This is a genomic window from Nonomuraea sp. NPDC050478 (genome assembly GCF_044458265.1).
In the GTDB taxonomy this organism is placed as follows: domain Bacteria; phylum Actinomycetota; class Actinomycetes; order Streptosporangiales; family Streptosporangiaceae; genus Nonomuraea; species Nonomuraea ferruginea.
The window spans coordinates 186446-212612 of the sequence record NZ_JBITHT010000002.1 but is presented as its reverse complement, the minus strand read 5'-3'; the positions used below and the strand labels follow the sequence as shown (position 1 = coordinate 212612).

The window sequence follows — 26167 nt, the reverse complement described above, 5'->3', positions numbered from 1 at the left end:
GAACCCCCATGGGCCGGGCGCCGCAAGGCGTGCCTTCGGCCCGCTCGGCTCGCCGTAGTTCCGGGGTCGCGTCTGGGGGAGAGGGGGACGGGGGTGGCCGTCAGGGGCGGCGCATCAGGGCGCCGGCGGCGGCGATGTTGATCAGGACGATGGACAGCCAGGCGACGATCAGCCCCACGGTGCCCGCCTGGCTGGCGGCGATGGCCGTCAGCGGGACGCCGATGCCCATCGAGCCCAGCGCGATCGGCACCATGGAGCGGGAGCTGTCGTTCTTGCGCTTGGTCTCCTTGCCGCGCCGCTTGAGCTCGGCTTCGACCCGGGCCGCTATCGTCGCGTCGAGCCGGTCGGCCAGGGAGTCGACAAGAGCGGGCTCGTAGTCGGGGCCGAGGTCGCGGCGGGCGTCGATCGTCGCCCGCAGTTCGTCGCGGACATCCCTCTCCGGTTGCATAGAGGACATCCTGCCCTGTCCGGAGGCGCGCCGTCATCAGACCTGGGAGCTATGTTGAGCTCCTCCCCAGGTACGGTGCTGCCATGGAGATCATGACTCCCCGGGGGCCGGCGCGGGTCGACGTCGACGAGGAGGAGCGCGGCCGGCTGCTGCTGGTGCTGACGCACGGGTCGGCCGGGGGAGTCGACGCGCCCGACCTGCTGGCGGTCCGCGAGGCGGCCCTCGGCATGGGCGTGACCGTGGCCAGGGTGACGCAGGCGTTCAGGATGGCGGGGGCGCGGGCGCCCGGATCGGCCGAGCGGCAGGACGAGGCGTGGCTGGCCGTGCTGGCCGAGCTGCGCGGCCGGTGGCCCGGGCTGCCGCTCGTGCAGGGCGGCCGGAGCAACGGGGCGCGGGTCGCCTGCCGGACCGCGCGGGCGGCCGGGGCGGTGGCGGTGGTGGCCCTGGCGTTCCCGCTGCACCCGCCCGGTAAGCCGGACCGTTCCAGGGCGGACGAGCTGCGCGGCGCCGGAGTCGATGTGCTGGTGGTGAACGGTGACAGGGACCCGTTCGGCGTGCCCGACGCGGCGGACGCGACGCGGCTCGTGGTGCTCCCGGGAGAGGGGCACGACCTGAAGAAGGAACCCGCCCGGGTGGGCGAGGTGGTCGCCGACTGGCTGACCCGTTATCTCGGGTAACCGGTCGGCGGTGCGCTCAGGCTGCCCCGACCAGCGGGTCGGGGCGGTGCGGAGCGATCGCGGTGCCGCCGGGCAGCAGCTCACCGGTGTCCTCGAACAGGACGACCCCGTTGCACAGCAGACTCCACCCCTGCTCGGGGTGGCAGGCCAGGGTGCGGGCGGCTTCGCGGTCAGGCGCGTCGGCAGACGGACAGACCGGGTCGTGCGGGCACATCGGCGTGCCTCCGATATCTCGTGGATGGCCCCCGATCAAGGAGTCGGGAGCGGCTCGGGTTTCTCTTTCCAGTAAGTGTGCAGCAAGTGTGCGATGTGCGTCACACGTTCCGACATAGCCCGTTTGGACTGTTAAGGGAGGATCCCCTGGAGTGTGACCTCCGACACAGCGTGCCTTATGCAGGATAACGGGCCAAGCATGACACGCACACTAGGTTTGGAGCCCCCGGAGCAACGCGTCGAGCCCGCGTTCGAAGTCGGCGTCGGCGTCGCGGTCGCGCCGCACCCACTCGTCCACCTCGGGGTCGGCCCAGCCCGAGCGCTGCACCTCGACCGCGACGCTGCCGAAGACGAAGGCCCGCAGTGTGCGCACGGCCTCCTCGGCGCCGGGCAGGCCGCCGTCGGCGAGCTGCTCGATCTGCTCCCCGATGGCGATGACGGTGGCGCCCTTGGGCGGCTTGGTGAGCGCCAGCGCCAGCACGCCGGGATGCTCGCGCAGCATCTCCCGGCTGGCCCTGCACCACGCCCTGGCGGTCTCCTGCCAGGTCGCCGCCTGCTCGACGTGGACGGCGGTGACGTGTTCGGCCAGGGCGTCCATCAGCGCCTCCTTGCCGCGCGGCAGGTGGTGGTAGATGGCCATGGCCTCGACCTGGAGGGCGTCGCCGAGCCTGCGCATGGTGAGCCTGCGCAGGCCCTGGCTGTCGGCGATGTGCAGGGCGGCCTCGATGATGCGCTCGCGGGACAGGGGGACCGGTGGTCGCTTGGCGGGCATGGTGATCATCTTACTATGTAAAGGAGGCTGCGCCGGAGTGCCGCGCCGGACCGGTTACGGGGCGGGGGCGCGGAGCGCGTACCCTGGTCGCTGATAAGAACGACAGCGTGAAGGGCAGAGTCGATGGCGTTTTTCCGTCCGCGGGTGAGCCGCGAGGCCGAGGTCCGCTACCACGCGGATCTGGAGATCTCCAAGCGCTACCCCGAGCTGCTCGGCAGGGCCAGGGAGGCGGAGCAGGTGCTGCGTGACCTGCGCGCCGCCGACGCCGACGAGATCGAGCTGCGGGCCGCGGGCCGGGCGCTCGACAAGGAGCTGACCGAGGCGCTGCGCGCGGCCGAGGCGGGGCAGCGGGCGGCGTTCGGGGTCAAGTCCTACGACGACCGCATCGCCCGGCGCAAGGCCAAGGCGACGCCCAAGGGCGCCATGTGGACCATGGAGGTGGAGCGGCTGCGCACGCTCCGCGAGGAAAACAGGATGTGGGGCATCCCGCGCGTGCCCCGTCCCGTGCCCTCCGCCAGGTGACCGGCCTCACCGGGCGGTGAGCCCGGCCCGGCCGCCAAGACGCAGACGAGCCCCGGCGCAGGCCGGGGCTCGTCGCGTTCGCCGGGTCAGCCGGCCCGGGTACGGTCAGGCGGGGTTCATCCCGGCCGGGCCCGGGCGGTGGCCCTGGTCAGCTGGCCCAGTCGAGCAGCGGGCGGGTGTTGCTCGGGTGGCGCAGCTTCGACAGCGACTCCTTCTCCAGCTGCCGGATCCGCTCCCGGGTGAGCCCGAGGTGCTTGCCGATCTCGTCCAGTGTGTGCGGCTTGCCGTCGATCAGGCCGAACCGCAGCGCCATGATCTTCGCCTCGCGCGGCGACAGGTTCTGCAGCACGCCCCGTAGCTGGGCGCCGAGGAGCTGCCGGTCGACGATCTCCGACGCCTCCGGCGAGTCGACGTCCTCGATCAGGTCGCCGATCGTGGTCTCGCCGTCCTCGCCGATCGTCGCGTTGAGCGAGATCGGCTGGCGGCTGGTCCGCATCAGCTCCTCGATCTGGTCGGGCGTCCTGTCCAGCTCCACCGCCAGCTCCTCCGGCGTGGGCTCGCGGCCCATCCGCTGGTGCATCTCACGCTCGACGCGCGACAGCTTGGAGAGCATCTCCAGCACGTGCACCGGCAGCCGGATGGTGCGGGCCGAGTCGGCGAAGCCGCGCTGGATCGCCTGGCGGATCCACCACATGGCGTAGGTGGAGAACTTGAAGCCCTTGGTGTAGTCGAACTTCTCCACGGCCCTGATCAGGCCGAGGTTGCCCTCCTGGACGACGTCCAGCAGCGACATGCCGCGGTCGGTGTACTTCTTGGCCACCGAGACCACCAGCCGGAGGTTGGCCTCCAGCATGTGGTCCTTGGCCGCCTTGCCGTCCTCCGCCACGAGGAGCAGCTCCTCGCGGTCCTCGGGGGACAGGTCCGGCTCGCTCTCCAGCTTGTGCTCCGCGTACAGGCCGGCCTCGATCCGGCGGGCCAGGTCGACCTCCTCGGCGGCGGTGAGCAGGGTGCGGCGGCCGATGGACTTCAGGTAGGTGTGCACCGAGTCGCCCATGGCGGACTGGTGGTCGTCGAGGTCGAGCGCCTCGGTCTCCAGCTCGGCCTCCTCCGGCTCCAGCGCGGCGTCGTCGGGACCCTCCGCGTCGATCTCCGTCTTCACCTCGGCGGCCTTTGCCTCCGGGGCCTTGGAGTCGGTAGTCTTTGAGCGCGAAGCCTTCCTGGTGGAGCGCTTGGCCTCAGGCTTGTTCGCAGGCCGTCCTGCGGCCTTCTTCGGGGTGGCCGGCTCGTTCTCGGCGGCCAGGTTCACCCCTGACTCGGTGAGCTCGCGCAAGATCGAGCGGCCCTCGGCCGGGGTGATGCCGGCCTGGGCGAAAGCGTCGCGCAGCTCCGCGAGAGAGAGGCGGCCCTGGGCTCGCCCTCGGTCAATCAGTTGCTCGAGGGTGGCGGCTGGGGCCACAGCGGTTCGGGGCATGAGGACACCTCCTCCATAACGGAGTGGAAGCGAAATGTAGGCGGGTGTGGTGGCGCGGCCCCGGCTCCGGCCGCTCTACTCACCAGTATCAATAACGCCATGCGGCGCGATTTGTTCCCGTGACGCGAAAAAGGGCGGGCCGCCCGGCCGGCGGCGCGCCCTCGCGGGTCCTGATCGCGCTATTCGCCGATCTCGAACTCCCCGACCTCCGGCATGGGCATCGGCTGGGCGTCTTCCAGGCGCTCGTCGGTCCAGTATTGGAGGACGTCCTCCGGGTCGGGGTTGACCCCGGTGGACACCACGATGTCGGTCGGCTCGGAAGGGGGCGGGCTGACCTGCTCGACGACGGCCCGGGTCGACTGCCTGACCTGGTCGAGCCTGCCCGCCGAGGCGGCCGCCGCGACCCAGACGCCGCCGGCGACGACGACGCCCACCACTGCCGCGGACGCCCACGTCTTGCGGGACTGGTTCATCAAGGCTCCCTCCTTCTCCCCACTATGACGCATCCGCACTTCATCAGGTTCCGGACTTCAGCCGCAACAGATCAGGTTTGCCGTTGGGCAGCAGCGGAAGCCGGGGCAACACGCGCAGGTCGCGCGGCGCGGCGTACGGCGGCAGCCGGTCGTCGCAATAGGCGCGCAACTGCTCGAGTGTGGGCGGATTCACAGGGTCGGCGGGCACCACGGCGGCCACGACCACCTCGCCCCACTCGGGATCCGGCCTGCCGATCACGGCCACGTCCGCGATCGCGGGATGGCCGCCCAGCACGGTGGCCACGGCGCCCGCCACCACCTTCTCGCCGCCGGTGTTGATGACGTCGTCGGCCCGGCCCAGCACCCGCAGCCGGCCGCCGGACAGCTCGCCCAGGTCGGAGGTGACGAACCAGCCGCCGTCGAACGGGCCGGGCTCGCCGGAGCGGTAGCCGGAGAACAGCACGGGCCCCGACACCAGGATGCGCCCGTCCTCGCCGATCTTCAGATCTACATTGTAAAGGGGGCGGTCGTCGTACACGCAGCCGCCGCTCGTCTCGCTCATCCCGTACGTGGTCACGATCGAGGCGCCGAGGTCGCGGGCCTCGTCGAGCAGGCCGGGACGCGGCGCCGCGCCCCCCAGCAGGATGGTGCGGAACCCGGACAGGTCGGCTCCCAGCTCGACCAGCCTGTGCAGCTGGGTGGGCACCAGCGACACGTGGTCGGCGCCCGCGCCGAGCACGGCCCGCGGGTCGAAGCGCTCGTGCATGATCGGCTCGCTCCCGGCGAGCAGCGAACGCACCAGCACCTGCAGCCCCGACACGTGCGAAGCGGGCAGGCAGCACAGCCACCGCTCGCCCTTGGCCGCCCCCAGCCGCCGCAGGGAGGACGCCGCCGAGGCGCGCAGCGCCGTCGCCGACAGCATGACGCCCTTGGGCGCGCCCGTGCTGCCGCTGGTCGCGATGACCACCGCCACGTCAGGCGGCACCCCGTGCCCGCCGTCGCGCGGCTCGCCGTCGACGTGCGTGGGCCGCAGCGCGGCGATGGCGGCGCCGGCCTGCCCGGGGGTGAGCGGCAGCACCGCGGGGCCCTCGCCTGACAGCGCGTCGCGGACCGCCGCGTACAGCTCGGGGCCTGCGGGCCGCACGACCGCGTTCAGCGGACGGTCCGGATGCGACGGGTTTCTCCACATGCTCGTAAGGTTAGTGACGTCAGAACGGGCAAGGCGGCAGGGAGGGTCGTGACGCGTTCCCCCGTGGTGTTCCGGATTCCGATGCGCACCAGGTTCCGTGGTCAGACCGTCAGGGAAGGGGTCCTGTTGCGAGGGCCCGCCGGATGGGGCGAGTTCTCGCCGTTCCCCGAGTACGGGCCGCGCGAGTGCGCCCGCTGGCTGGCCTGCGCGCGCGAGGCCGCGTTCGAGGGCTGGCCCGAGCCGGTGCGCGACACGGTCCCGGTCAACACCACCGTGCCCGCCGTCGGCCCCGAGCAGGCGCACGCGATGGTGCGGCGCTCCGGATGCGGCACGGCCAAGGTCAAGGTGGCAGAGCCGGGCCAGCGCTTCGCCGACGACCTGGCCAGGGTGGAGGCGGTGCGCGACGCGCTCGGCCCGTCCGGCAGGCTCCGCGTGGACGTCAACGCCGCCTGGGACGTCTCCCAGGCGGTGCGCCGGCTCAAGGAGCTGAACCGGTTCGACCTGGAGTACGCCGAGCAGCCCTGCGCCACCCTGGACGAGCTCGCCGCCGTGCGGCGGGCCTGCGACGTGCCGATCGCGGCCGACGAGTCCATCCGCCGCGCCGAGGACCCGCTCCGGGTCAGGGCGGCGGGGGCGGCCGACATCGCGGTGGTGAAGGTCCAGCCGCTGGGCGGGGTGCGTGCGGCGCTGCGCGTGGTGGAGGCGTGCGGGCTGCCCGCCGTCGTGTCGAGCGCCGTGGAGACGTCCGTGGGGCTGGCCGCCGGCCTGGCGCTGGCCGCCGCGCTGCCCGAGCTGCCGTACGCGTGCGGGCTCGGCACGATGTCCCTGCTGGAGGGCGACGTGGTGGCCGACTCGCTGGTCCCGGAGGGCGGCGTGCTCACCGCGCGCCGTCCGGACGTGGACCCCGGGCGGCTGTCGGCATTCGAGATCGATTCTCCGCCGTGGCTGCGGCGGATGCAGGAGGCGTCACTGTGAACCCCGCCACCGCGCTGGCCACGGTCCTGGTCGACGAGCTGGTGCGCTGCGGCCTCACCGACGTCGTGATCGCGCCGGGCTCCCGGTCGGCGCCGCTGGCGCTGGCCGCGCACGCCGAGTCGAGGCTGCGCCTGCACGTCCGCGTCGACGAGCGGTCGGCGTCCTTCCTGGCGCTCGGCCTGGCCAAGCGGACCGACCGGCCGGTGGCGGTGATCTGCTCGTCGGGCACGGCCGCGGCCAACTTCCACCCGGCGGTGATCGAGGCCGCCGAGTCCGGCGTGCCGCTGCTCGTGCTGACCGCCGACCGGCCGCCGGAGCTGCGCGGCACCGGCGCCAACCAGACGATCGACCAGCTCAAGCTGTACGGCACCGCCACGCGCTGGTTCGCCGAGCTGGGCGTGCCCGAGGACCGGCCCGGCCAGGTGGCCTACTGGCGGTCGCTGGCCTGCCGCGCCTACCAGCGCGCGCTCGGCCCCGGCGACCCCGGCCCGGTCCACCTCAACCTGCCGTTCAGGGAGCCGCTGCTGCCCGACGGCGACACCTCCTGGTGCGAGCCGCTCGGCGGCGACGCGAACGGCCCGTGGGTGCGGGTCCGCGTCGCGCCGCCGCCGGTCGCCCTGCACCTCCCGCCGACCAGGCGCGGGGTCCTGGTGGTCGGCGACGGCGCGCCCAACGTGCGCCGGTACGTCGCCGCGGCGGGGATGGCCGGCTGGCCGGTGCTGTCGGAGCCGCAGGGCGGCGGCCGCTACGGCGACCACGCCGTGTCCACCTACCACTTCCTGCTCGGCATGCCGGAGTTCGCCGACGCCCACCCGCCGGACGTGGTGGTCACGCTGGGCAGGCCGGGCCTGTCGCGCCCGCTGCTGTCGTGGCTGACGCGCGCCCCGGAGCACATCGTGGTCGCCCCCGACCTCGACCGCTGGCCCGACCCGACCCGCTCGGCCACCCAGGTGGCCCAGGCGGTGGAGATCCCGGTGGCCTCCGGCGACGACGCCTGGCTGCACGCCTGGCGGCGGGCCGACCAGGCGGCCAGGGCGGCGATGGACGAGGTGCTCGACTCCTCCGGGCTGAGCGAGCCGAGGCTGGCCCGCGACCTGGTCGACGCGCTGCCGAACGGGGCGCTGCTGTTCTGCGGGTCGTCGATGCCGATCCGCGACCTGGACCAGGCGATGCGGCCGCGGCGCGGCATCAGGGTGATGGCCAGCCGGGGCGCGTCCGGCATCGACGGGCTGGTGTCGACGGCGATGGGGGCGGCGCTCGGCCACAACGGGCCCTCCTACGGCCTCATCGGCGACCTGTCGTTTCTGCACGACCAGAACGGCCTGGTGCTCGGCCCCCGCGAGCCGCGCCCGGACCTGTGCCTGGTGGTGGTCAACAACGACGGGGGAGGCATCTTCTCGATGCTGCCGCAGGCTGCCGTGCGCGACCCGTTCGAGCGCGTCTTCGGCACCCCGCACGGGGTGGACCTCGGCTACGTCACGGCCGCGACCCGCACCCCTCACACCCTCGTGGAGGACGTCTCCGAGCTGCCGAAGGCGCTGCGGGGGGAGGGGCCGCGGGTGGTGGAGGTGCGCACGGACCGCGAGTCGAACGCGCTCGTCCACGCGCGGCTGAAGGACGCCGCGCAGGAGGCGGTGCGCGCCGCGCTCGCCTGAGCGCGCGCCGTCAGTTCCGCTCCGCGCCGGCGGTGCCGAAGAGCTCGTCCAGACCGGTGACGCGCATGAGCCCGGACGTCCTGGGCGACACGCCCGTCAGCGTGAGCCCGGCCTCGCACTGGCGTGCGCGCCGCTGGACGGCGACGAGCACGCCCAGGCCCGCCGCGTCGATGAAGGCCAGCCCGCCCAGGTCCAGGACGATCTCCGCGGGGCGCGCGATCGTGTCCAGCAGCTCCAGCACGTGGGCGCGGAGCAGCTCCCTGGAGGCGATGTCCAGCTCCCCGCCGACCGATACGGTCACGACGTCGTCGCGCACGCTCGTCGTCAGGTGGAATGCGTGCATGGGACCCCTCGCGGTGAACGTCGTCGCGCGACGCCAGGGGGGTCCCGCCGCCGTCCCGGGGGACTCGCCGGTGTGAGGGGCCGGCGGGCTGCGGGCCGGACGGCGCATGTGCGTCGCCGTACGCTGTCACGCTGGATGCTAGCGGGGGGTCGGCGTGTTTCGCCGGAAGAACCCGATTCCCTGAGGGTAATCGGCATAGATCCCGAAACCGTACGAGGTCAGCGCTCTATGAGCGTGACCTCCAGCGAATAGTGGGAGGCGCGGTAGACGTGGGAGCCGTGCTCGACGGCGCGGCCCTGGTCGTCGTAGGTGGTGCGGACCATGGTCAGCAGCGGGGCGCCGCGCCGCTCCGCGAGCAGCCGCGCCTCGGCCTGGCTGGCCGCCCGCGCGCCGATGCGCTGGTTGGCCACCCGCATCCGCACGCCCGCCCCGCGCAGCAGCTCGTACAGGCCCCGGCTCTCCAGGCCGTCCGGGGTCAGCGGGGCCAGCCCGATCGGGAGCCAGTTGTGCAGCAGCGCCAGCGGCTCACCGGCGGCGAACCGCAGCCGCTCCAGGTAGAGCACCTCGGTGGCCGGCTCGACGCCGAGGATGCCGGCGACCTCCTCCTCGACCAGGCGGGGCTCCAGCCGCAGCACCTGGGTGGCCGGCTCCTGACCGGAGCGGCGCAGGTCGTCGTAGAGGCTGGTCAGCTCCACCGACCGCTTGACCTGGCCGTGTACCACCTGGGTGCCGACGCCGCGCTTGCGTACCAGAAGACCTTTGTCCACGAGATACTGGATCGCCTGGCGGATCGTGGGCCGCGACAGGCCGAGCTTGTCGGCCAGCAGGATCTCGTTGTCCAGCCGGGAGCCGGGGGCCAGGTCACCCCGCCGGATGGCCTCGGCGATCTGCTCGGCCACCTGGAAGTAGAGCGGCACGGGGCTGGATCGATCCAGGTCGATCGCCAGGTTCGCGGTCATGCTGATCAGGTTATCCGAGGTAAGAATGTCCTGACAAATATCTCTTCCCTGGAGTGCGAGGGCGGTTCAGGCCGGGTGAGCCCGACCTGCCATGGTTGTCGGTGATGACTGCTTCTCTTGGGGGGATCATGGACCCGACCACACTGCTGGAGACCGCCGCCGAGGCCGCCAGGGCCGTGGGGCCGCGGCTGCGCGAGGCGTTCCGTTCGAGGCCCGAGGTGGCCGTGAAGCGCGACTTCCACGACCCGGTGACCGAGCACGACAAGGCGGCCGAGGAGACCATCCGGGGCGTGATCGAGGGCCGTTTCCCCGGCAGCGCGATCGTGGGGGAGGAGGGCGGCACGACCGGCTCCGGCGAGCTGGTCTGGTATGTCGACCCCATCGACGGCACCGCCAACTTCGCGGCCGGCCTGCCGTTCTTCTGCGTGTCGATCGCCGCCGCCGTCGGGGGCGAGCTGGTGGCCGGAGTGGTGTACGACCCCGTACGCGAGGACGAGTTCACCGCCACGACCGATGGCGCCTGGTGCAACGGGGCGCCGATCCGCAGCGCGGGCGCGGCGCGCGACCGCGAGGCGATGCTGCTGTGCAGCTACCCGTCGCCGCTGGACCTTGAGGTCGACGGCGAGGAGGGGCTGCGCCGCTACGGGCGGCTGGTGGACGCCTTCGCGGCCGTGCGCAGGCCCGGCAGCGCCGCGCTCAACCTGGCGCACGTCGCCGCGGGCTGGGCGGACGCGGTCTACGGCACCCGCGCCCAGCCGTGGGACGTGGCGGCGGGCGCCCTCCTGGTCCACCGGGCCGGCGGCGTCTACCTGGGCGACCCCCTCGCCCCCGGCGACTACCTCGCGCACGTGGGCGGCTTCGACCTCGCGTCGTCCGCCCTCGCGGAGGTGGCCGTGGAGAAGCGGTAGGCGCTGGCGTCAGGGAGCGTTCACCAGGGGCGGGAGGTCGGCCAGGGTCGTGATGCGGGGGAAGCCGTCCGGGGGCGGGGAGACGCCGAGGCGGTCGAGCCAGACCGAGCGCATGCCCGTGACCGCCGGCCCCGTCACGTCCTTGGCGATGTCGTCGCCGACCAGCAGGACCTCCTCGGGCGGCAGCCCGAGCGCGGCGGCGGCCGCCGTGTAGCAGGCCGCCGCCGGCTTGTAGCAGCCGCCCAGCACCTCGCCCGTCAGCACCGGGCCGGCCACCCCGTCCAGGCCGATCGCGCGCACCTTCTCCTCCTGGATCTCCTGGGCGCCGTTGGTCAGCACTCCGAGCCGGAACCCGCCGAGCGCCGCCAGCGTGCCCGCCGCGTCGGGGAAGGCCACCCAGCCGCGCCGGTAGTGCTCGGCGAACCCGGCGAAGGCCGCGTCGAGGTCGGCGGGCACCTCGATGGCGAGCTCGGCGCAGAGCGCCCGGACGCGGCGGCGCCGCTGCTCCTGCCAGGAGCACTCGCCCGCGTGCCAGGCCGCCAGGTGGGGCTCCTCCAGCGCCGCCCAGAGCGCGGGCGCGTCGCCGAGCCGGGGGTGGCCGGGAGCCCGCTCCGCCACCCAGGCGCCGATCGCCGTGTCGGCCGCGGTGCGGTGGTCGAGGAGGGTGCCGTCCAGGTCGAACAGAATGCCGTTGATCACGTTTCCCATCCTGTCAGCGTTTCCTGCGGTACTCGCCGGCCTCGCGGACATGGCCGGCCATGACGCGCTCGGCCGCCTCGCCGTCGCCCCGCTCCAGCGCCGCCAGCACGCCGGCGTGCGCGTCGAGGTGCCGCCGCGCCTGTCCGGGGTCGAGCCACTGGGAGGCGGCGGCCGGGACGGGGAAGCTGTTGCGCACCGCCCTGGCCTGCTGGCCGAGGAACGCCGGGCCGCCGATGTCGGTGATGCGCAGGTGGAAGTCCCTGCTCCGCTCGCCCAGCCGGTCGTGGCGGCCCGCCTCCGCGTCACGGGCCATCGACGCGTGCAGATCACGCAGCGAGGCCAGCTCGCCCGCGGTGATCCGGGCCGCCGCCAGCCGCGCGCCCAGGCCCTCGACCACCGCGCGCAGCCCGTAGAACTCCTCCAGAGCGTCGTCGCCCAGCTCGACCACCGTCGCGCCGTGGTGCGCCTCGTAGCTGATCAGGCGGTCCTTCTCCAGCCTGCGCAGCGCCTCCCGTACCGGAGTGACGGAGACGCCGAGCCGGCGGGCGACCGCGCCGGCGCGCAGCGCGGTGCCGCCGGGGATGCGGGCGGTGCGGATCTCCTCCAGCAGCACGCTGTAGACGTAGTCGGCCTTGCTCATTGGCGGCCGATGGTCGGCGGTCATGGACCAAGTGTCTCTTGAATCCCGGTTGACCTATGACATATTTCTTATAAGTTACATACCCATGACTAGCCTCGCGGGACTGCGGGTCATCGACGCCGCCACGCTGTTCGCCGGGCCCACCGCCGCGATGATGCTGGGCGACTTCGGCGCCGACGTGATCAAGATCGAGCATCCGAGGCGCGGCGACCCGGCGCGCGGTCACGGGGCCGCGGCCGACGGGGTGGGGCTGTGGTGGAAGACGCTCTCGCGCAACAAGCGCGCCGCCGCCGTCGACCTGTCGCGGGCCGAGGGGCAGGAGATCCTGCGCCGCCTCGCCGACGGCTGCGACGTGCTCGTGGAGAACTTCAGGCCCGGCACGCTGGAGCGGTGGGGGCTCGGGCCCGAGGTGCTGCTGGAGCGCAACCCCCGGCTGATCGTGGCGCGGATGACCGGGTTCGGGCAGTTCGGGCCGATGGCCGCGCGGCCCGGGTTCGGCACCCTGGCCGAGGCCATGAGCGGGTTCGCGGCGATGACCGGGGAGCCCGACGGGCCGCCGACGCTGCCGCCGCTCGCGCTCGCCGACGGCATCGCGGGCCTCGCCATGGCGTACGCGATCATGGTGGCGTTGCGTGCCCGTGAGCACACCGGGCGCGGCCAGGTCGTCGACCTGGCCATCATCGAGCCCATCCTCGCCCTGCTCGGCCCGCAGATGACCGCCTACAAGGCGCTCGGCGTGGTGCCGAGGCGCACCGGCAACCGGTCCTCCAGCAACGCGCCGCGCAACACCTACCGCACCCGCGACGGCCGCTGGCTGGCCATCTCCACCAGCGCCCAGCCGATCGCCGAGCGGGTGATGACCCTGGTCGGGCGGCCTGACCTGGTCGAGCAGCCCTGGTTCGCCAGCGGCGCCGGGCGCGTCGCGCACGTCGAGGAGCTGGACGAGGCCGTCGCCTCCTGGATCGCCGCCCGCGACGCCGCCGAGGTCGTCGCCCGCTTCGAGGAGGCGCAGGCCGCGGTCGCGCCCGTCTACGACGTCGCCGACATCGCCGAGGACCCGCAGTACGCGGCCCTGGACACGTTCGTCGAGGTGCCCGACGAGGAGCTGGGCGCGGTCACCGTGCAGAACGTGCTGTTCCGGCTGTCCGCCACGCCGGGCGAGGTGCGCTGGCCGGGCCGCGGTCTCGGGCGCGACACCGACGCCGTGCTCGGCGAGCTCGCGTACCCGGCCGGGGAGATCGCCCGGCTGCGCGAGGCCGGGGTGATCGCGTGAGGATCCCCGTCACCTGGCTGTACGTGCCGGGCGACCGGCCCGAGCGGTTCGCCAAGGCGGCCGACTCCGGCGCCGACGTGGTCATCATCGACCTGGAGGACGCGGTCGCGCCCGCCCGCAAGGACGAGGCCCGCGCGAACGCGGCCGGCTACCTGCGCTCCCGCCCTCCTGGAGGGCCGCCGGTGCACGTGCGGGTCAACGACCTGACCACCCAGCGCGGGCTGGACGACCTGGACGAGCTGGGCCGGTCGGCCGACGCCGTGCGGCTGCCCAAGGTGGAGTCGGCGACCGCGCTCGACCTGGTGGAGCGGCTGGGCGTGCGGGCGTACGCGCTGCTGGAGTCGGCGGCCGGGATCCTGGAGGCGCGGGCCGTCGCCGCCCACCCGTGCGTCGACGGCATCGCGCTCGGCGAGCAGGACCTGGCGGCCGAGCTGGCCATCACGGGCGGGCCGGCGCTGGACCACCTCCGGCTGCGGGCGGTGCTGGCCGCCGCCGCGGCGGGGTTGCCGCCGGTGCCCATGGCGGTCTATCCGGACGTACGGGACGAGGCCGGGCTGGCCGCGTCGTGCGCGGAGGGGCGGGCGCTCGGCATGTTCGGGCGTACGGCCATCCACCCGCGGCAGATCCCGGTGATCAGGGCCGCCTTCCGGCCGACGCCGGAGGAGACGGCGCGGGCCGCCGAGATCGTGCAGGCGGCCGACGCCGCGGGCGCGGGCGCTTTCGCCCTGCCGGACGGCCGCTTCGTCGACGCGCCGATCGTGGCCCGCGCCCGCCGGACCCTAATCCTCTCCACCCAGCTCGCCGACTCCTGACGGCCCGGGACGTCAGGAGTCGGGGATCCAGCGTCGTCCGAGCTCCTCGTCGTCGGGGGCGGGGCCGGGGAGCGCGCGGCGGGCCGGGGGGAGACGGAGCGAGTCGATGACGAGCGCCAGGTAGCGGTGGCGGAGCTCGGCGGTGCGCCGCTCGTCGCCGAGCTTGACCGAGGCGAGCTGCTCGAACAGGAGCGCGATGTCGGCGGGCGTCACGTCGGGCCGGAGCACCCCGGCCTCGACGGCCCGCCGGTGCGCCTCCACCGCCAGCCGGGAGGCCCGCGCCGAGTCGGCGAAGAGCTCCTCCGTCGGCTGGAACGTCCCCGCGAGCCTGATCGTCAGCGAGCTGCTGTCGGCGTCCACGATGCCGCGCAGGTACGCCGCGAACACCTCCCACGGGTCGCCCTCGTCGTCGTCCACCGCCCGCTGCGCCACCTCGATGTACCGCTTGAGCCCGTCGCCGCAGAGCTTCTGCAGCAGCGCCTCCTTGCTGGGGTAACGCCGGTAGAGAGCGCTGATGCCGACGCCGGCGCGCTCGGCCACGGCGGCGATGGGGGCGTTGGGGTCGGCGGTGAAGACGGCGCGGGCGGCCGCGAGGATCAGCTCGTCGTTCCTCGCGGCCTGGGCCTTGCGGCCGCTCATGGGTGCGGTGGTCATGCCTCCGAGCTTATCGGAACGTAGAATTCCGTTCTAGCTCAGTTAGTCCGCATGTCTATACATAGAGTTGATATTGGGGTAGAACCGGGGGCGAGCCCAACGCTCTGGAGGTGTTCCATGAGACGAACCCCTGTCGTGCTGGCCCTGGTGAGCGCTCTGGCGCTGACCGCCTGCTCCGCGCCGGCCGAGCAGAATACGCAGAACGAACCCGGCTCGGCGCTCCCCGCCGGCGGTGGCGGCACCTACGCGGTGATCACCCACGGCGCCCCCGGAGACTCCTTCTGGGACGTGGTCAAGAACGGGGCCGAGGCCGCCGGGCAGGAGTACGGCGTGACCGTCACGTACCAGGGCGACGGCGACCCCGCCAAGCAGTCACAGCTCATCGACCAGGCGGTGTCCGGCAAGGCGGACGGCATCGTGGTGTCCATGGCCAACCCCGACGCGCTGCGCGAGGCCGTGGGCAAGGCGGTGGCCGCGAAGATCCCCGTGGTGACGATCAACTCGGGGGCGGACTCGTCCAAGGAGTTGGGCGCGGTCACGCACGTCGGCCAGTCGGAGGACGTGGCCGGGCGCGGCGCGGGCGAGCAGCTCAAGGGCGCCGGGGTGACCAAGCTGCTGTGCGTGATCCACGAGGCCGGCAACATCGGGCTCGACCAGCGCTGCAAGGGCGCCGAGGAGACGCTCGGCGGCACCGTCGAGCGGCTCCAGGTGGACGTGAGCAACCTGGCCGACGTCACCTCGAAGGTCACCGCCAAGCTCCAGTCGGACCAGGCGGTCAACGGCGTGCTCGCGCTCAACCCGGCCGTCGCGGTGGCCGCCAGGGACGCGATCAAGGACTCGGGCTCGCAGGCCAAGCTCGCCACCTTCGACCTGTCGGCCGACGTGGTCGCCGCCATCCAGGCCGACGAGATCATGTTCGCCGTGGACCAGCAGCAGTACCTGCAGGGCTACCTCCCGATCACCTTCCTCCACCTGTACAAGAACAACCTGAACACCGTCGGCGGCGGCCTGCCGGTGAACACCGGGCCCGGGTTCGTCACCAAGGAGAACGCCGAGCAGGTGGCCAAGCTCGCGGAGGCGGGCACGCGATGACGGCCACCGCGGGCCGCGCGGACGAGCGCGTCGCCGAGGTCGGGCTGCTGCGCCGCCTGCTGATCCGGCCCGAGCTGGGCGCGGTCGTCGGGGCGGTCGTGGTGTTCGCGTTCTTCGCCGGCCAGTCGGAGGTGTTCCGGTCCCTGCCGGGCATCGCCAACTGGCTGGACCCGGCGGCCACGCTCGGCATCATGGCGGTGGCGATCGCGCTGCTGATGATCGGCGGCGAGTTCGACCTGTCGGCGGGCGTGATGACCGGCACGACCGGGCTCATCCTGGTCACGCTCGCCACCCGCTACGGCATGAACGTCTGGGCGGCCATGCTCGTCGGCCTGGTCGTGGCGCTCGCCGTCGGCCTGTTCAACGGGTTGATCGTGACCAGGACCAGGCTGCCGAGCTTCATCGTGACGCTCGGCACGTTCCTCATGCTGCAGGGCGTGAACCTGGGCGTCACCAAGGCGCTCACCGGCACCGTGCAGGTCAGCGGCCTGCGCACGGCCTGGGGGTTCGACAGCGCGCACATGGTCTTCGCGGGCACGATCCAGATCGGCGGCGCCTCGTTCCGGGTGGCGATCCTGTGGTGGCTGCTGGTCACCGCGGTCGCCACCTGGGTGCTCATGCGCTCCCGGCAGGGCAACTGGATCTTCGCGGTGGGTGGTGGCGAGCAGGCCGCCCGCGCGGTCGGGGTGCCGGCCGCCCGTACGAAGATCGCGCTGTTCATGACGACGGCGTTCGCGGCCTGGCTGGTCGGCTCGATCCTGGCGCTGCGCTACACGTCCGTGCAGGCCAACGTCGGCATCGGGCAGGAGTTCATCTACATCATCGCGGCGGTGATCGGCGGCTGCCTGCTCACGGGCGGGTACGGGTCCGCGATCGGGGCGGCGATAGGGGCCGTGATCTTCGGCATGGCGGACAAGGGCATCGTCTTCCTGGGCTGGGACGCCGACTGGTTCATGTTCTTCCTGGGCGCGATGCTGCTGCTCGCCACGCTCGCCAACCGCCTGGTCCGCCGCTACGCCGAGGAGGTGAAGCATTGATCCTCCAGACGAAGGGCATCGGCAAGTCGTTCGGCTCGGTGCTGGCGCTGCGCGAGGTGTCGATGTCGGTGGAGGCCGGCCACGTCACCTGCGTGCTCGGCGACAACGGCGCCGGCAAGTCCACGCTCATCAAGATCCTCGCCGGGGTCCACCAGCACGACGCCGGGTCGCTGCTGGTGGACGGCGCCGAGACCCGGTTCGGCAGCCCCCGCGACGCGCTCGACCGCGGCATCGCCACCGTCTACCAGGACCTGGCGATGATCCCGCTGATGTCGGTGTGGCGGAACTTCTTCCTCGGCTCCGAGCCCCGCAAGGGCCTGGGCTTCGACGTGGCCAGGGCCAGGCGGGTGGCGCGGGACGAGCTGCGGGCGATGGGGATCGACGTCCGGGACGTGGACCAGCCGGTCGGCACCCTGTCCGGCGGCGAGCGGCAGTCGGTGGCGATCGCGCGCGCGGTGTACTTCGGCGCGCGCGTGCTCATCCTCGACGAGCCGACCTCCGCGCTCGGCGTGAAGCAGGCCGGGGTGGTGCTGCGCTACATCGCCAGGGCCCGCGACCGCGGGCTGGGGGTGGTGTTCATCACCCACAACCCGCACCACGCCTACCCCGTGGGGGACCGGTTCCTCCTGCTCAACCGGGGCACGAGCCTGGGGGAGTTCGCCAAGGCGGACATCACCAGGGAGAAGCTGACCTCGCTGATGGCCGGGGAGGCGGAGCTGAAGGAACTGGCCCACGAACTCGAACGCGACTGAAATCTACATCGTAAAGGCGCCCGGCCGGCGCAACGTGGCGAAGAACTCCCGCACGTCGGCCACGAACGCGTCCGGCCGCTCCAGGGCGGCGAAGGTGCCGCCGCGGTCGTGCTCGACCCAGCCGACGATGGCGTTGTCGCGCTCGGCGAAGCGGCGGATCGGCCGCAGGATGTCCTTCGGGAAGACGGAGACGGAGGTCGGCACGGTGGCCGGCTTGAGCTCCCACTCCACGGAGGTGTCCTGCTCGGTGTCGGGCGTCTCGACGAACGAGCGGGCGGCCGAGCCGGCGGTGTTGGTCAGCCAGTAGAGCGTCGTGGTGGTGAGCAGGTGGCCGGGGTCGATCCCGCCGTCGCTCCACTCGTGGTAGACGCCGGCGAACCAGGCGAGCAGGGCGACGGGGGAGTCGGCCATGCCGTAGGCGAAGGTCTGCGGCCTGGCCGACTGGATGAGCTTGTAACCGTACTGCTCGCTCATGTAGCGCTCGCGGAAGGCGAGCCGCTCCCGCTCGGCGGCGGTGAGGTCGTCCAGCTCGCCGGGGGCGCCGATCGGGAAGCAGATGATGCCGTTGCCGTGCATGCCGACGACCCGTTCGGGGGCCAGGACGCCGGTCTCGCGGGAGATCCAGGTGCCCCAGTCGCCGCCCTGGACGCCGAAGCGCTCGTAGCCGAGGCGGGTCATGAGCTCCAGCCAGGCGCGGGCGACGCGGGTGGAGCCCCAGCCCAGCTCGGTGGTGGGCCCGGACAGGCCGTAGCCGGGCAGGGACGGGATGACGAGGTGGAAGTCGCGGCTGAGCGGCTCGATGACGTCGAGGTACTCGAACGGTGAGCTGGGCCAGCCGTGGGTGACGAGCAGCGGGAGCGCGTCGGGGTCGGCGCTTCGCACGTGGAGGAAGTGGATCCGCTGGCCGTCGATCTCGGTGACGAACTGGTCGTGGCGGTTGAGCTCCGCGCAGGCGGCCGCCCAGTCGTGGTGGCGCCAGCGGGTGACGAGGTCCTTCAGGTGGGCGAGCGGGACGCCGAGGCGCCAGCCCTGCCCGGGCACCTCGTCGGGCCAGCGCACCCGGTCGAGGCGGGCGTGCAGGTCGTCGAGGTCGGCCTGCGGGGTTTCCAGACGGTACGGGCGGATGTCGGTCAAGCGTGAGCCTCCAGTCATTCAGTACGCTGTACCGTACATCATACGGTTCAAGGATGGCAACCGCGGGCCCTAGCCTGGGAGGCGTGTCCTCGTACCTCACCCTGAAAAGCCCCATCGAGCACGAGACCGAGGCCAGGCGCTCGCGCTTCGTCTGCGCGATCGCCCCGGCCGGGACGACGGCGCGGGCGGCGGAGTTCATCGCCGAGCGGCGGCGGCTGCATCCGTCGGCCACCCACAACTGCACGGCGTACGTGGTCGGGCAGGAGCGCAAGGGAGACGACGACGGCGAGCCCGGCGGCACGGCCGGCACGCCGATGGTGCAGGCGCTGGTGGGACGCGGGTTCGACCGCGTGGTCGCGGTGGTCACGCGCTATTTCGGCGGCACGCTGCTCGGCGCTGGCGGGCTGGTGCGCGCGTACGGGTCGGCGGTGACCGAGACGCTCGACCGGGCCGATCCGGTGCGGATGGTGCCGGCCAGGCTGATGCTGGTGTCGGTGGCGCACGACCAGGCGGGTCGGGTGGAGAACGACCTGCGGGCCTCACGTCATCCGGTGCGCGAGGTGACCTACGGGCAGGCGGTGGAGTTCGCGGTGGCCGTGGGCGAGGACGAGGTGGCGGGGTTCACCGACTGGCTGGCGACGCTGACGGCGGGGCGGGCGCGCGTGACGCCCGGCGAGCCGGTGCACCTGCCGGGCTGAGCGGCCCGGTCAGCCTTCGAGGGCGTACTGCATGACGCGGAACTTCGCCTGGGCCTCGGCCAGCTCGGCCGCCGGGTCGGAGTCGCCCATGATGCCGCCGCCGGCGAACAGGCGGGCGCGGCGGCCCTCGACGATGCCGGAGCGCAGCGCGATGCCCCACTCGCCGTCGCCGTGGGCGTCGATCCAGCCGACAGGGCCCGCGTAACCGGCCCGGTCCATGCCCTCCAGCTCGCGGATGACCTCGATGGCCGTGGCCGTCGGGGTGCCGCCGACGGCCGCCGTCGGGTGCATGGCGGCCACCACGTCCAGCACGGAAGCGCCGTCGGCCAGCCGGCCCGTCACGTGGCTGGCCAGGTGTTGCACGTTGGGCAGCACGAGCAGCTCCGGCTCGTCGGGCGTGCGCAGCGAGGAGCAGAGCGGAGCGAGCGCCTGGCGGACCGAGGAGATCGCGCATTCGTGCTCGTGGCGGTCCTTGGCGGAGGCGAGCAGCGCCTCGCCGCGGGCCAGGTCGTCGGCCGGGCCGGTGCCGCGCGGCGTGGTGCCGGCCAGCACCAGGGACTCGATCTCCTGGCCGGTGCGCCGGATCAGCAGCTCGGGGGTGGCGCCGACCAGCCCGGCCACCGAGAACGCGTAGCACTCGGGGTAGCGGCGGGCCAGGCGCAGCAGCAGGAGCCGGATGTCGATCGGCTGCTCGGCGGTGGCCAGCAGGTCGCGGGCGAGCACGACCTTCTCCAGCTCGCCCTGGCGGATGCGGCGGGCGGCGCGGGCCACCACGTGCTCCCACTCGGGGGCGGTGAGGCTGCCGTCGCCGTAGCTGATCCGGCCCGGGTCGGCGAGCGGGGTGAACGTCTCCAGGTGCTGGTCGCCGATCGTGGTCAGCCAGGCCCGCCCGTCCTTGCGGGCCAGCACCGCCTGGGGGACGACCAGGGTGGAGCCGGGAGAGTTCTCGTCGAAGGTGAAGGTGCCGAACGCGACCGGGCCGCTGCCGGGGGAGCGCACCGAGTCGTCGACGAGCGCGCCGTCGAAGACGGTCGCCAGCCACTCGCGCGCCCAGGCGAACCGGCCGGGACCCGGCGGGACGTCGGCGCGCGCCGCCTCACCCCAGCCGACGAGCCCTTCGCCGTGCCTGATCCACGCGTAGGGCGCCGTCATGGGCAGGCTGACGATCAGGTTACCGGGGTCGCGTACAGGGGTCGTGCGAACCGGTAGCGGGCGGGTTGTTCCGAGCGCGACACTCACTTGAGACACTCTATGCGGGAACTGAACGTGTTCGACTTGGACCCCCGTGAACGGCCGGTTACGGTCCCTTCGTCAAGCGCCGATAGCGAGTTGGTCCTGACATGGCAGGCGTGACCCCCAGGTGATGGACGCGTGGTGATCATCTGCCTACCGTGAGTGCATGATCATCAAGGTGGTGCCGGTGCTGGCGGTGGCGGGGGTGCTGGCGGCGTCGGGTGTGGCTCGTGCGACGACGCCCGGGGAGCCCGTGCCGCGGGTGATGGCGGCGCTCGGCGACTCGATCTCGTCCGGTTACAACAGTTGCGGGTTCTTCATCTCATGCCGGTCCCGGTCCTGGTCGTCCGGCCGGAACGCCGCCGTGGACAGCCACTACGGGCGGCTGGCGGCGCTCGGCCCGGGTCTCGCGCCGAAGAACTACGCGGTGCCCGGCTCCACCAGCGCCGACCTGCTCGGGCAGGTGCGCAAGGCGGTGGCGGCGCGGGCCGACTACGTGACCGTGCTGATCGGGGCGCAGGACGCGTGCACCGCCTCGGAGCGGCAGATGACGCCGGTGGCGGTCTACCGTCAGCGGCTGGAGCAGGCGCTCAACGAGCTGCGGGCGGGCGTGCCGGGGGTGCGGGTGCTGGTCGCGAGCATCCCCGACGTGCACCGGCTGTGGCGGGTGGCCAAGGACCAGGCCGTGGCGCGCGGGGTGTGGCGGGTCGGGCGGATCTGCCCGTCGATGCTGGCCAGGCCCACCTCCACCGCGAAGGCCGACGTGCTGCGGCGGACCCACGTGCGCGAACGGGTCATCGACTACAACCGGGAGGCCGCCGAGGTGTGCGCCGCGCGCCTGTGGTGCCGCACCGACCGGGGCGCGGTGTTCTCCTACCCGTTCACGCTCAAGCAGGTGAGCCGGTGGGACTACTTCCACCCCAACGTCGCCGGCCAGAAGGTGCTGGCGGAGCTCACCTTCGGCAACGGCTTCACCTGGGCCGACCCCCGCTGAACGGCCCCTTCAACGGCACTGGGCGAGCATCGCCTTCTTGTCGGCGCGGGTGACGGGCACGGCATACTTGACGGCCACCTGGGCGAAGCGCGTCACGTACGCGCAGCGCACGCGGCGCTGCGGCGGCAGCCAGCTCGCCGGTCCTGAGGCGTCCTTCTGCTCGTTGGCGGCGCCCTTGACCGGCAGCAGGTTGAGCGGGTCGTTGGCGAAGTCGACGCGCTTGCCCCCGGCCCACCGCGAGGCGCCCATCCGCCAGGCGTAGGCGAGCGGCACCACGTGGTCGACCTGGACCGCGCCCGCGTCCCTCTTGGACCAGCCGATGCGCTGGCCGGTGTACGGGTCGTCCAGGTCCATGGCGATCACCTCGCAGGTGGACCCCTCGCGGTAGCGGACGTTGCGGCCGTCTCGGGCCAGCAGGTCGTCGCGGGTGCGGCAGCCGTTGCGCGCGTAGGGCACGCCGGTGGCGGTGTCGGCCCAGTTCTCGCCGTAGCGTCCGCGGTGGTAGCCGGTGCTGGGGCCGCGGCCCTTGACCTTCAGCCTGGCGATGATGGCGCGGGCGCGGTCCTTGTCCTGGCGGGAGGTGATGGGCGCGAGGCCGGGTAGAGTTCCGCTGGTGTTGCCGAGCGGGCTGGCCGCGGTGGCGGGGGCCGTGGTGTCGGTGCTGTTGGCGAGGGCGACGACGATGACCGCTCCGGCGAAGATGGCGACGGCGTCCTTGAGACTCAAACAGGGCTCCGTGGTGCTGCGTCGGACTTCTCTGGAGAGGTTCCCACGCCGGCGCGTTCCGACACGGTGAGGAGTGTGAGGCCGTTGGGCAAGGAGTATGTCGCTGCGATCGCGGCGGGCGGCGCGACCGGGGCGCTGGCGCGCCTCGCCGTCGAAGAGCTGCTGCCCCCGGCGCCGGGCGGGTTCCCGTGGGCGACGTTCGGGGTGAATCTGGCCGGGTGCGCGCTGATCGGGGTGCTCATGGTGGTGGTCTCGGAGGGGCGGGTCGCGCATCGGCTGGCGCGGCCGTTCCTCGGGACCGGGGTGCTGGGCGGGTTCACCACGTTCTCCACGTATGCGGTGCAGGCGCACGGCCTGCTGGCGGCCGGGACGACGGCGGTGGCGGCGGCCTATCTGGCGGGGACGATGGTGGCCGCCGTGGCGGCGACCTGGGCGGGCATGAGGATCACGCGGGCGCTGGTGCGGCGATGACGGCTCTGCTGGTGGTGCTCGGCGCCGCCGTGGGCGCGCCGCTGCGCTACGCGGTCGATCAGGCGGTACGGGCGAGGCAGGGCTCGATGTTCCCCTGGGGGACCTTGCTGGTCAACGTGGCCGGGTCGGCGCTGCTGGGGTTCCTGGCGGCGCTGCCGGTGGGTCCCGGCTGGACGGCGCTGCTGGGCACCGGGTTCTGCGGGGCGCTGACCACGTACTCGACGCTGGGCTACGAGACCGTGCGGCTGGCCGAGCGGGGTGCGGGGCGGCACGCGGTGGCCAACGCGGTGGCGAGCGTGGCCCTGGGGCTGGCGGCGGCGGCGGGCGGCGTGCTGCTCGCCCGCACCCTGGGCTGAGCGGCGCGCCGGGCGGGTCAGCAGGCGCCGAGGGCGACGAAGGACCAGCCGGTGGCGGTGGCGACCGGGTCGGTGGCCGCCGCGCGGCGGGCCTCGCACAGCGCGGCCGGCAGGCAGGCGCCCCGCGAGAGCCGGCGGTGCAGCTCCACCATGAGCGGCACCGCGGCGTTGTCGTTGACCAGGACCACGCTGGCGACGATGCCGGTCGTGCCGAGCTGGATGAGGGAGCTGGCCAGGCCGAGCAGCTCGTCGGCGCCGGTGGGCGCGGTCAGTCCGGAGTCGCAGCTCGACAGCACCACCTGGCGGGGCGCGCGCCGCAGCCGCTCCAGGTCGTAGACGGTCAGCGGCCCGTCGTCCACCCTCAGGGCGGAGAAGAGCGGGCTGTCGGCGCGGAAGGTGCCGTGCGCGGCCACGTGGGCGAGCCGGGCGCCGTCCATCGCGCGCAGGATCCCGGCCACGGTGGCCGTTCCGTCGCCGAGCACGACCCGGCCGGGGTACTCGGGGGCGATGTGGCGTATCTCGGCGCCGTCTGAGCGCAGGCCGGGACCGCGTACCAGCACCACCCGGCCGGTGGAGGGCGAGCCGGCGCGGCGGGCGCGCAGCCAGGTGCCCGCCGAGGGGGCGACGCTCACCGTGCGCTCGCGCAGGGCCGGCAGCAGGGCCCAGGGCACCGCGTGCAGCCGGCCCGGCGGGACGATCACCACCTCGCCGTCGCCGAGGTGGTGCGCGGCGTCGCCGAGCAGCGCCTCCTGCAGCGCGCGGCCGCTCTTCTCCACCTGGGCGAGCAGGTCGGCCGGGCTGAGCGTGGATCGGCCGTGCGCCAGCCTGGACAGGCCGAAGCGGGCGAGGTCGATGTGGCGCGCGGCCTCCTCGGTGTCCCCCGCGGGGAAGCGGCGCACCGTGCCGGAGCCGCAGACCAGCACGTGCAGCCGGCCGTCCACGTCGACCAGCTCCAGCAGGCGGTCCCCGCCCAGCTCGGCGAGCAACGCCGGCACGTCGCAACCGGTCGTGGCGTCCGCGTCCTGGCCGGGGGCGTGCAGGGCGCGGGAGCGCGCGGCGCGCTCCAGCCGCAGCTGCTCGGCCGCGAGGTGCGCGGTGGGCAGCCCTTGGGCGCGGGCCTGCGCCAGCCGGTCGGTGACGGCGCGGATCGCGGCCAGGTCGGCCTGCAGGCGCTCGTCGTCGGGCGGTCGTACGGAGGGGACGGCGAGCGCGGTGGCCCGCCAGCGTTCGCTCCAGGCCAGCAGCAGGCGGGGACGGTCCAGCCGCAGGGCGTGGCGCTGGCCGAGCGCGGCCAGCTCGGCGCCGTGGGCGCTGGCCTGGGCGCGCAGCTCGCTGGAGCCCAGCGTGGCCCGGTGCTGGTCGAGCACGTCCAGGCCGCGCCTGCAGGCCCGCATCAGCCGTGCCGGGTCGTGCTCGGCCTCGGCGCGCAGCGCCTCGGCCAGCCAGGCGACGGCCCGCGACAGCGCCGGGCCATGGCGGCGCCCGCGAGCGGCGGCGGCCAGATGCGTGCGCGCCACGGCGGTGCGCCCTAACGCGAGCGCCAGCCGCCCGGCGATCAGATGAGCCAGCGGCACATCGGGCGAGGACAACGCGGCCAGCTCACGAGCGCACCGCGCGGCCTCCCGCAACAACTCCACCCCGTCCCCCTCGCCTCCGCGTCGCGGGTCTGTGACGGCTGGGTGGTGATCGGTCGCGCGGTGGGTGTCCGCGCTCGCTGGGTGGTGCTCGGTCGCGCGGTGCGTGTCCGCGCCCGCTGGCCGGTCATCTGCCGTGCGGTGCGGGTCCGCGCCGGCCGCGCGTTGCAGCTCTGTGTCAGCTACGCGTTGCGGGTTCGTGCCGGCTCCGCGTCGCGGCTCCGCGTCGGCCGCGTGGTGCCGCTCCGTACTGGTGGAGTGGGGCTGCTCGGCTGACCGTCGGGGGTCGGTGATGGGGGGTGTCGCGGCGACCTGGGCGCGTAGTTTGACCAGGCGGGCGTGTGCGCGCCACCAGCGGCGGCGCTGGTGGTCGAAGAGGTCCGCGGCGCGGGTGGCGTGGCGCAGCGCGGCGTCGCTCTGTCCGGCGGCCAGCGCGCAGCCCGCGGCGGCCAGCTCCAGTTCGGCCTTCTTGGTGGCCTGGCCGTGGCTGCGTTCGAGCTGGTCCAGCGCGGTGTGCGCCTCGTCCAGCGCGTCCCGGGGCAGGCCGGCGGCGAGCAGGGCAGCGCAGCGCTGGACGGACAGCGTGGGGTCGGGGAGCCCGAGCTTGCCGAACCGTTCGGCGGCCTGGTCGAAGCAGTGGAGCGCGGCGGGCAGGTCGCCGATGCGCAGCGCGAGCACGCCGCGGTGCACGATCGCGTCGGCCGACTCCAGCTCCTGGCCGTTCGCGTTGAACAGCTCCTCCGCCCTGCTCAGGTCGGTGGCGGCCCTGCTCAGGCCGCCGAGCGCGAGGTCGCAGGTGGCGCGCTCGGTGCGGGCCCGCGCCTCCCAGATCGGGTCGCCCGCCGCCCGCAGCGCGGTGACGGCGCTGTTCAGGTCGGCCAGGGCGTCGCGGTGGTGGCCCAGGGTGGCCAGCACGCCGCCCCGGCGCAGCAGGATGCGCCCGCGCAGATGGCCGGTGGACTGGCGGACGGCCGCGTTGAGGGTGTTGCGCGCGGCGGTCGTACGGCCCGCGAAGGCGAGCGCGACGCCCAGCGTCGCCCGCACGTCGGCCTCCCGCTCGGCCGACCCGGACCGGCGGGCCAGCCGGCGGGCCGTCTCCAGCTCCCGCACCGCCGCCTCGATGTCGCCGAACTCGCGCAGCACGATCCCGACGGCCTGGCGGGCGAAGGACGCCTCCAGCGGCGGCGGCCCGGTGGCGAGCAGGTCACGGGCCTTGCCGAGAGCCTCGTGCGGGCGCGACAGGGCCAGCGGCGGCAGGCCGGCCGCGTCCGTTCGGGGGAGTTCGGAATCCGCCGGCATTCTTCGACTCTGGAGGATCACGTGTATCACCCGCAAGCCCGCGCCGATATAGGAGGGG

The 26167-nt window shown here is 73.6% G+C and carries 29 protein-coding genes; 14 read left to right on the top strand and 15 right to left on the bottom strand.

Features of this window, described 5'->3' with window-relative positions:
• Nucleotides 1-100: 100 nt before the first annotated feature.
• Nucleotides 101-448, bottom strand: coding sequence for a hypothetical protein (locus ACIBF7_RS09065; protein ID WP_148031959.1), 348 nt, complete (start codon nucleotides 446-448; stop codon nucleotides 101-103).
• Between the two features lie 83 nt (nucleotides 449-531).
• On the opposite strand from ACIBF7_RS09065, the gene ACIBF7_RS09060 reads away from it, so the two are divergent.
• Nucleotides 532-1125 (top strand): alpha/beta family hydrolase, encoded by a 594-nt coding sequence (locus ACIBF7_RS09060; RefSeq protein WP_219544410.1) that lies wholly within the window; start codon nucleotides 532-534, stop codon nucleotides 1123-1125.
• 16 nt (nucleotides 1126-1141) lie between these two features.
• Here ACIBF7_RS09060 and ACIBF7_RS09055 read toward each other — a convergent pair whose 3' ends face one another.
• Together ACIBF7_RS09055 and ACIBF7_RS09050 are read right to left on the bottom strand one after the other, a co-directional pair.
• Nucleotides 1142-1339 carry a DUF5999 family protein gene (locus ACIBF7_RS09055; protein ID WP_148031957.1) on the bottom strand — a complete coding sequence of 66 codons (198 nt, stop codon included), beginning with the start codon at nucleotides 1337-1339 and terminating at the stop codon, nucleotides 1142-1144.
• A gap of 210 nt (nucleotides 1340-1549) precedes the next feature.
• On the bottom strand, nucleotides 1550-2119 hold the full coding sequence (locus ACIBF7_RS09050; RefSeq protein ID WP_148031956.1) for a TetR/AcrR family transcriptional regulator C-terminal domain-containing protein: 570 nt from the start codon (nucleotides 2117-2119) through the stop codon (nucleotides 1550-1552).
• Between the two features lie 114 nt (nucleotides 2120-2233).
• Between ACIBF7_RS09050 and ACIBF7_RS09045 the strand changes: the two genes are divergently transcribed.
• The gene (locus ACIBF7_RS09045; RefSeq protein WP_148031955.1) at nucleotides 2234-2632 is read left to right on the top strand and encodes a hypothetical protein; all 399 of its coding nucleotides are present in this window, start codon (nucleotides 2234-2236) and stop codon (nucleotides 2630-2632) included.
• A gap of 148 nt (nucleotides 2633-2780) precedes the next feature.
• On the opposite strand, the gene ACIBF7_RS09040 is transcribed toward ACIBF7_RS09045, so the two are convergent.
• From ACIBF7_RS09040 to ACIBF7_RS09030, 3 genes are all read right to left on the bottom strand, one after another.
• The gene (locus tag ACIBF7_RS09040; protein WP_148031954.1) at nucleotides 2781-4103 is read right to left on the bottom strand and encodes an RNA polymerase sigma factor; all 1323 of its coding nucleotides are present in this window, start codon (nucleotides 4101-4103) and stop codon (nucleotides 2781-2783) included.
• Nucleotides 4104-4282: 179 nt separating this feature from the next.
• Nucleotides 4283-4576 carry a hypothetical protein gene (locus ACIBF7_RS09035; protein WP_148031953.1) on the bottom strand — a complete coding sequence of 98 codons (294 nt, stop codon included), beginning with the start codon at nucleotides 4574-4576 and terminating at the stop codon, nucleotides 4283-4285.
• Between the two features lie 43 nt (nucleotides 4577-4619).
• Nucleotides 4620-5765 carry an AMP-binding protein gene (locus ACIBF7_RS09030; RefSeq protein ID WP_397196822.1) on the bottom strand — a complete coding sequence of 382 codons (1146 nt, stop codon included), beginning with the start codon at nucleotides 5763-5765 and terminating at the stop codon, nucleotides 4620-4622.
• An 81-nt stretch (nucleotides 5766-5846) separates the two neighbouring features.
• On the opposite strand from ACIBF7_RS09030, the gene ACIBF7_RS09025 reads away from it, so the two are divergent.
• Together ACIBF7_RS09025 and menD are read left to right on the top strand one after the other, a co-directional pair.
• Nucleotides 5847-6740 (top strand): o-succinylbenzoate synthase, encoded by an 894-nt coding sequence (locus ACIBF7_RS09025; RefSeq protein WP_397197252.1) that lies wholly within the window; start codon nucleotides 5847-5849, stop codon nucleotides 6738-6740.
• Nucleotides 6737-8395, top strand: a complete 1659-nt coding sequence (gene menD, locus ACIBF7_RS09020) for a 2-succinyl-5-enolpyruvyl-6-hydroxy-3-cyclohexene-1-carboxylic-acid synthase (protein ID WP_148031950.1) — start codon at nucleotides 6737-6739, stop codon at nucleotides 8393-8395. The genes ACIBF7_RS09025 and menD overlap by 4 nt, the downstream gene beginning before the upstream one ends.
• A 10-nt stretch (nucleotides 8396-8405) precedes the next feature.
• On the opposite strand, the gene ACIBF7_RS09015 is transcribed toward menD, so the two are convergent.
• Nucleotides 8406-8738, bottom strand: coding sequence for an STAS domain-containing protein (locus tag ACIBF7_RS09015; protein WP_187281190.1), 333 nt, complete (start codon nucleotides 8736-8738; stop codon nucleotides 8406-8408).
• Nucleotides 8739-8956: 218 nt separating this feature from the next.
• On the bottom strand, nucleotides 8957-9697 hold the full coding sequence (locus ACIBF7_RS09010) for a GntR family transcriptional regulator (protein ID WP_397196821.1): 741 nt from the start codon (nucleotides 9695-9697) through the stop codon (nucleotides 8957-8959).
• A gap of 128 nt (nucleotides 9698-9825) precedes the next feature.
• Here ACIBF7_RS09010 and ACIBF7_RS09005 point away from each other — a divergent pair, with 128 nt between their 5' ends.
• Nucleotides 9826-10605, top strand: coding sequence for an inositol monophosphatase family protein (locus ACIBF7_RS09005; protein WP_397196820.1), 780 nt, complete (start codon nucleotides 9826-9828; stop codon nucleotides 10603-10605).
• Nucleotides 10606-10614: 9 nt separating this feature from the next.
• On the opposite strand, the gene ACIBF7_RS09000 is transcribed toward ACIBF7_RS09005, so the two are convergent.
• Nucleotides 10615-11304 carry an HAD family hydrolase gene (locus tag ACIBF7_RS09000; RefSeq protein WP_397196819.1) on the bottom strand — a complete coding sequence of 230 codons (690 nt, stop codon included), beginning with the start codon at nucleotides 11302-11304 and terminating at the stop codon, nucleotides 10615-10617.
• A 13-nt stretch (nucleotides 11305-11317) separates the two neighbouring features.
• Entirely contained in the window at nucleotides 11318-11968 is a 651-nt protein-coding gene (locus tag ACIBF7_RS08995) for a GntR family transcriptional regulator (RefSeq protein WP_397196818.1), read from the bottom strand.
• A gap of 61 nt (nucleotides 11969-12029) precedes the next feature.
• Here ACIBF7_RS08995 and ACIBF7_RS08990 point away from each other — a divergent pair, with 61 nt between their 5' ends.
• Both ACIBF7_RS08990 and ACIBF7_RS08985 read left to right on the top strand, forming a co-directional pair.
• A complete protein-coding gene (locus tag ACIBF7_RS08990; RefSeq protein ID WP_397196817.1) occupies nucleotides 12030-13217 on the top strand; it encodes a CaiB/BaiF CoA transferase family protein in 1188 nt (395 codons plus the stop codon).
• Nucleotides 13214-14029, top strand: coding sequence for a CoA ester lyase (locus ACIBF7_RS08985; RefSeq protein ID WP_148031944.1), 816 nt, complete (start codon nucleotides 13214-13216; stop codon nucleotides 14027-14029). Before ACIBF7_RS08990 ends, ACIBF7_RS08985 begins: the two co-directional genes overlap by 4 nt.
• A gap of 12 nt (nucleotides 14030-14041) precedes the next feature.
• Here ACIBF7_RS08985 and ACIBF7_RS08980 read toward each other — a convergent pair whose 3' ends face one another.
• Nucleotides 14042-14683 carry a TetR/AcrR family transcriptional regulator gene (locus ACIBF7_RS08980; RefSeq protein WP_261808587.1) on the bottom strand — a complete coding sequence of 214 codons (642 nt, stop codon included), beginning with the start codon at nucleotides 14681-14683 and terminating at the stop codon, nucleotides 14042-14044.
• A gap of 117 nt (nucleotides 14684-14800) precedes the next feature.
• On the opposite strand from ACIBF7_RS08980, the gene ACIBF7_RS08975 reads away from it, so the two are divergent.
• The 3 genes from ACIBF7_RS08975 to ACIBF7_RS08965 are packed head-to-tail and all read left to right on the top strand — an operon-like array spanning nucleotide 14801 to nucleotide 17564.
• Nucleotides 14801-15775 carry a sugar ABC transporter substrate-binding protein gene (locus tag ACIBF7_RS08975; RefSeq protein ID WP_397196816.1) on the top strand — a complete coding sequence of 325 codons (975 nt, stop codon included), beginning with the start codon at nucleotides 14801-14803 and terminating at the stop codon, nucleotides 15773-15775.
• Nucleotides 15772-16812, top strand: a complete 1041-nt coding sequence (locus tag ACIBF7_RS08970; protein ID WP_397196815.1) for an ABC transporter permease — start codon at nucleotides 15772-15774, stop codon at nucleotides 16810-16812. Before ACIBF7_RS08975 ends, ACIBF7_RS08970 begins: the two co-directional genes overlap by 4 nt.
• A complete protein-coding gene (locus ACIBF7_RS08965; RefSeq protein WP_397196814.1) occupies nucleotides 16809-17564 on the top strand; it encodes an ATP-binding cassette domain-containing protein in 756 nt (251 codons plus the stop codon). Before ACIBF7_RS08970 ends, ACIBF7_RS08965 begins: the two co-directional genes overlap by 4 nt.
• A 3-nt stretch (nucleotides 17565-17567) precedes the next feature.
• Here ACIBF7_RS08965 and ACIBF7_RS08960 read toward each other — a convergent pair whose 3' ends face one another.
• On the bottom strand, nucleotides 17568-18698 hold the full coding sequence (locus ACIBF7_RS08960) for an epoxide hydrolase family protein (RefSeq protein WP_397196813.1): 1131 nt from the start codon (nucleotides 18696-18698) through the stop codon (nucleotides 17568-17570).
• An 83-nt stretch (nucleotides 18699-18781) separates the two neighbouring features.
• Here ACIBF7_RS08960 and ACIBF7_RS08955 point away from each other — a divergent pair, with 83 nt between their 5' ends.
• On the top strand, nucleotides 18782-19396 hold the full coding sequence (locus tag ACIBF7_RS08955) for an IMPACT family protein (RefSeq protein ID WP_397196812.1): 615 nt from the start codon (nucleotides 18782-18784) through the stop codon (nucleotides 19394-19396).
• Between the two features lie 9 nt (nucleotides 19397-19405).
• On the opposite strand, the gene ACIBF7_RS08950 is transcribed toward ACIBF7_RS08955, so the two are convergent.
• Nucleotides 19406-20635, bottom strand: coding sequence for an isochorismate synthase MenF (locus ACIBF7_RS08950; RefSeq protein ID WP_271279827.1), 1230 nt, complete (start codon nucleotides 20633-20635; stop codon nucleotides 19406-19408).
• 160 nt (nucleotides 20636-20795) lie between these two features.
• Here ACIBF7_RS08950 and ACIBF7_RS08945 point away from each other — a divergent pair, with 160 nt between their 5' ends.
• Nucleotides 20796-21623: a GDSL-type esterase/lipase family protein gene (locus tag ACIBF7_RS08945; protein ID WP_397196811.1), complete on the top strand. Its 828-nt coding sequence runs from the start codon at nucleotides 20796-20798 to the stop codon at nucleotides 21621-21623.
• A gap of 9 nt (nucleotides 21624-21632) precedes the next feature.
• Here the strand turns inward: ACIBF7_RS08945 and ACIBF7_RS08940 are convergent, their stop codons facing one another.
• Nucleotides 21633-22349 (bottom strand): HNH endonuclease family protein, encoded by a 717-nt coding sequence (locus ACIBF7_RS08940; RefSeq protein WP_271279829.1) that lies wholly within the window; start codon nucleotides 22347-22349, stop codon nucleotides 21633-21635.
• A 75-nt stretch (nucleotides 22350-22424) separates the two neighbouring features.
• Between ACIBF7_RS08940 and ACIBF7_RS08935 the strand changes: the two genes are divergently transcribed.
• Nucleotides 22425-22820 (top strand): fluoride efflux transporter FluC, encoded by a 396-nt coding sequence (locus ACIBF7_RS08935; RefSeq protein ID WP_378525110.1) that lies wholly within the window; start codon nucleotides 22425-22427, stop codon nucleotides 22818-22820.
• Nucleotides 22817-23176 (top strand): fluoride efflux transporter CrcB, encoded by a 360-nt coding sequence (gene crcB / locus ACIBF7_RS08930; protein WP_148031935.1) that lies wholly within the window; start codon nucleotides 22817-22819, stop codon nucleotides 23174-23176. The genes ACIBF7_RS08935 and crcB overlap by 4 nt, the downstream gene beginning before the upstream one ends.
• 17 nt (nucleotides 23177-23193) lie before the next feature.
• Here crcB and ACIBF7_RS08925 read toward each other — a convergent pair whose 3' ends face one another.
• A complete protein-coding gene (locus ACIBF7_RS08925) occupies nucleotides 23194-26109 on the bottom strand; it encodes a CHAT domain-containing protein (RefSeq protein ID WP_397196810.1) in 2916 nt (971 codons plus the stop codon).
• Nucleotides 26110-26167 lie beyond the last annotated feature (58 nt).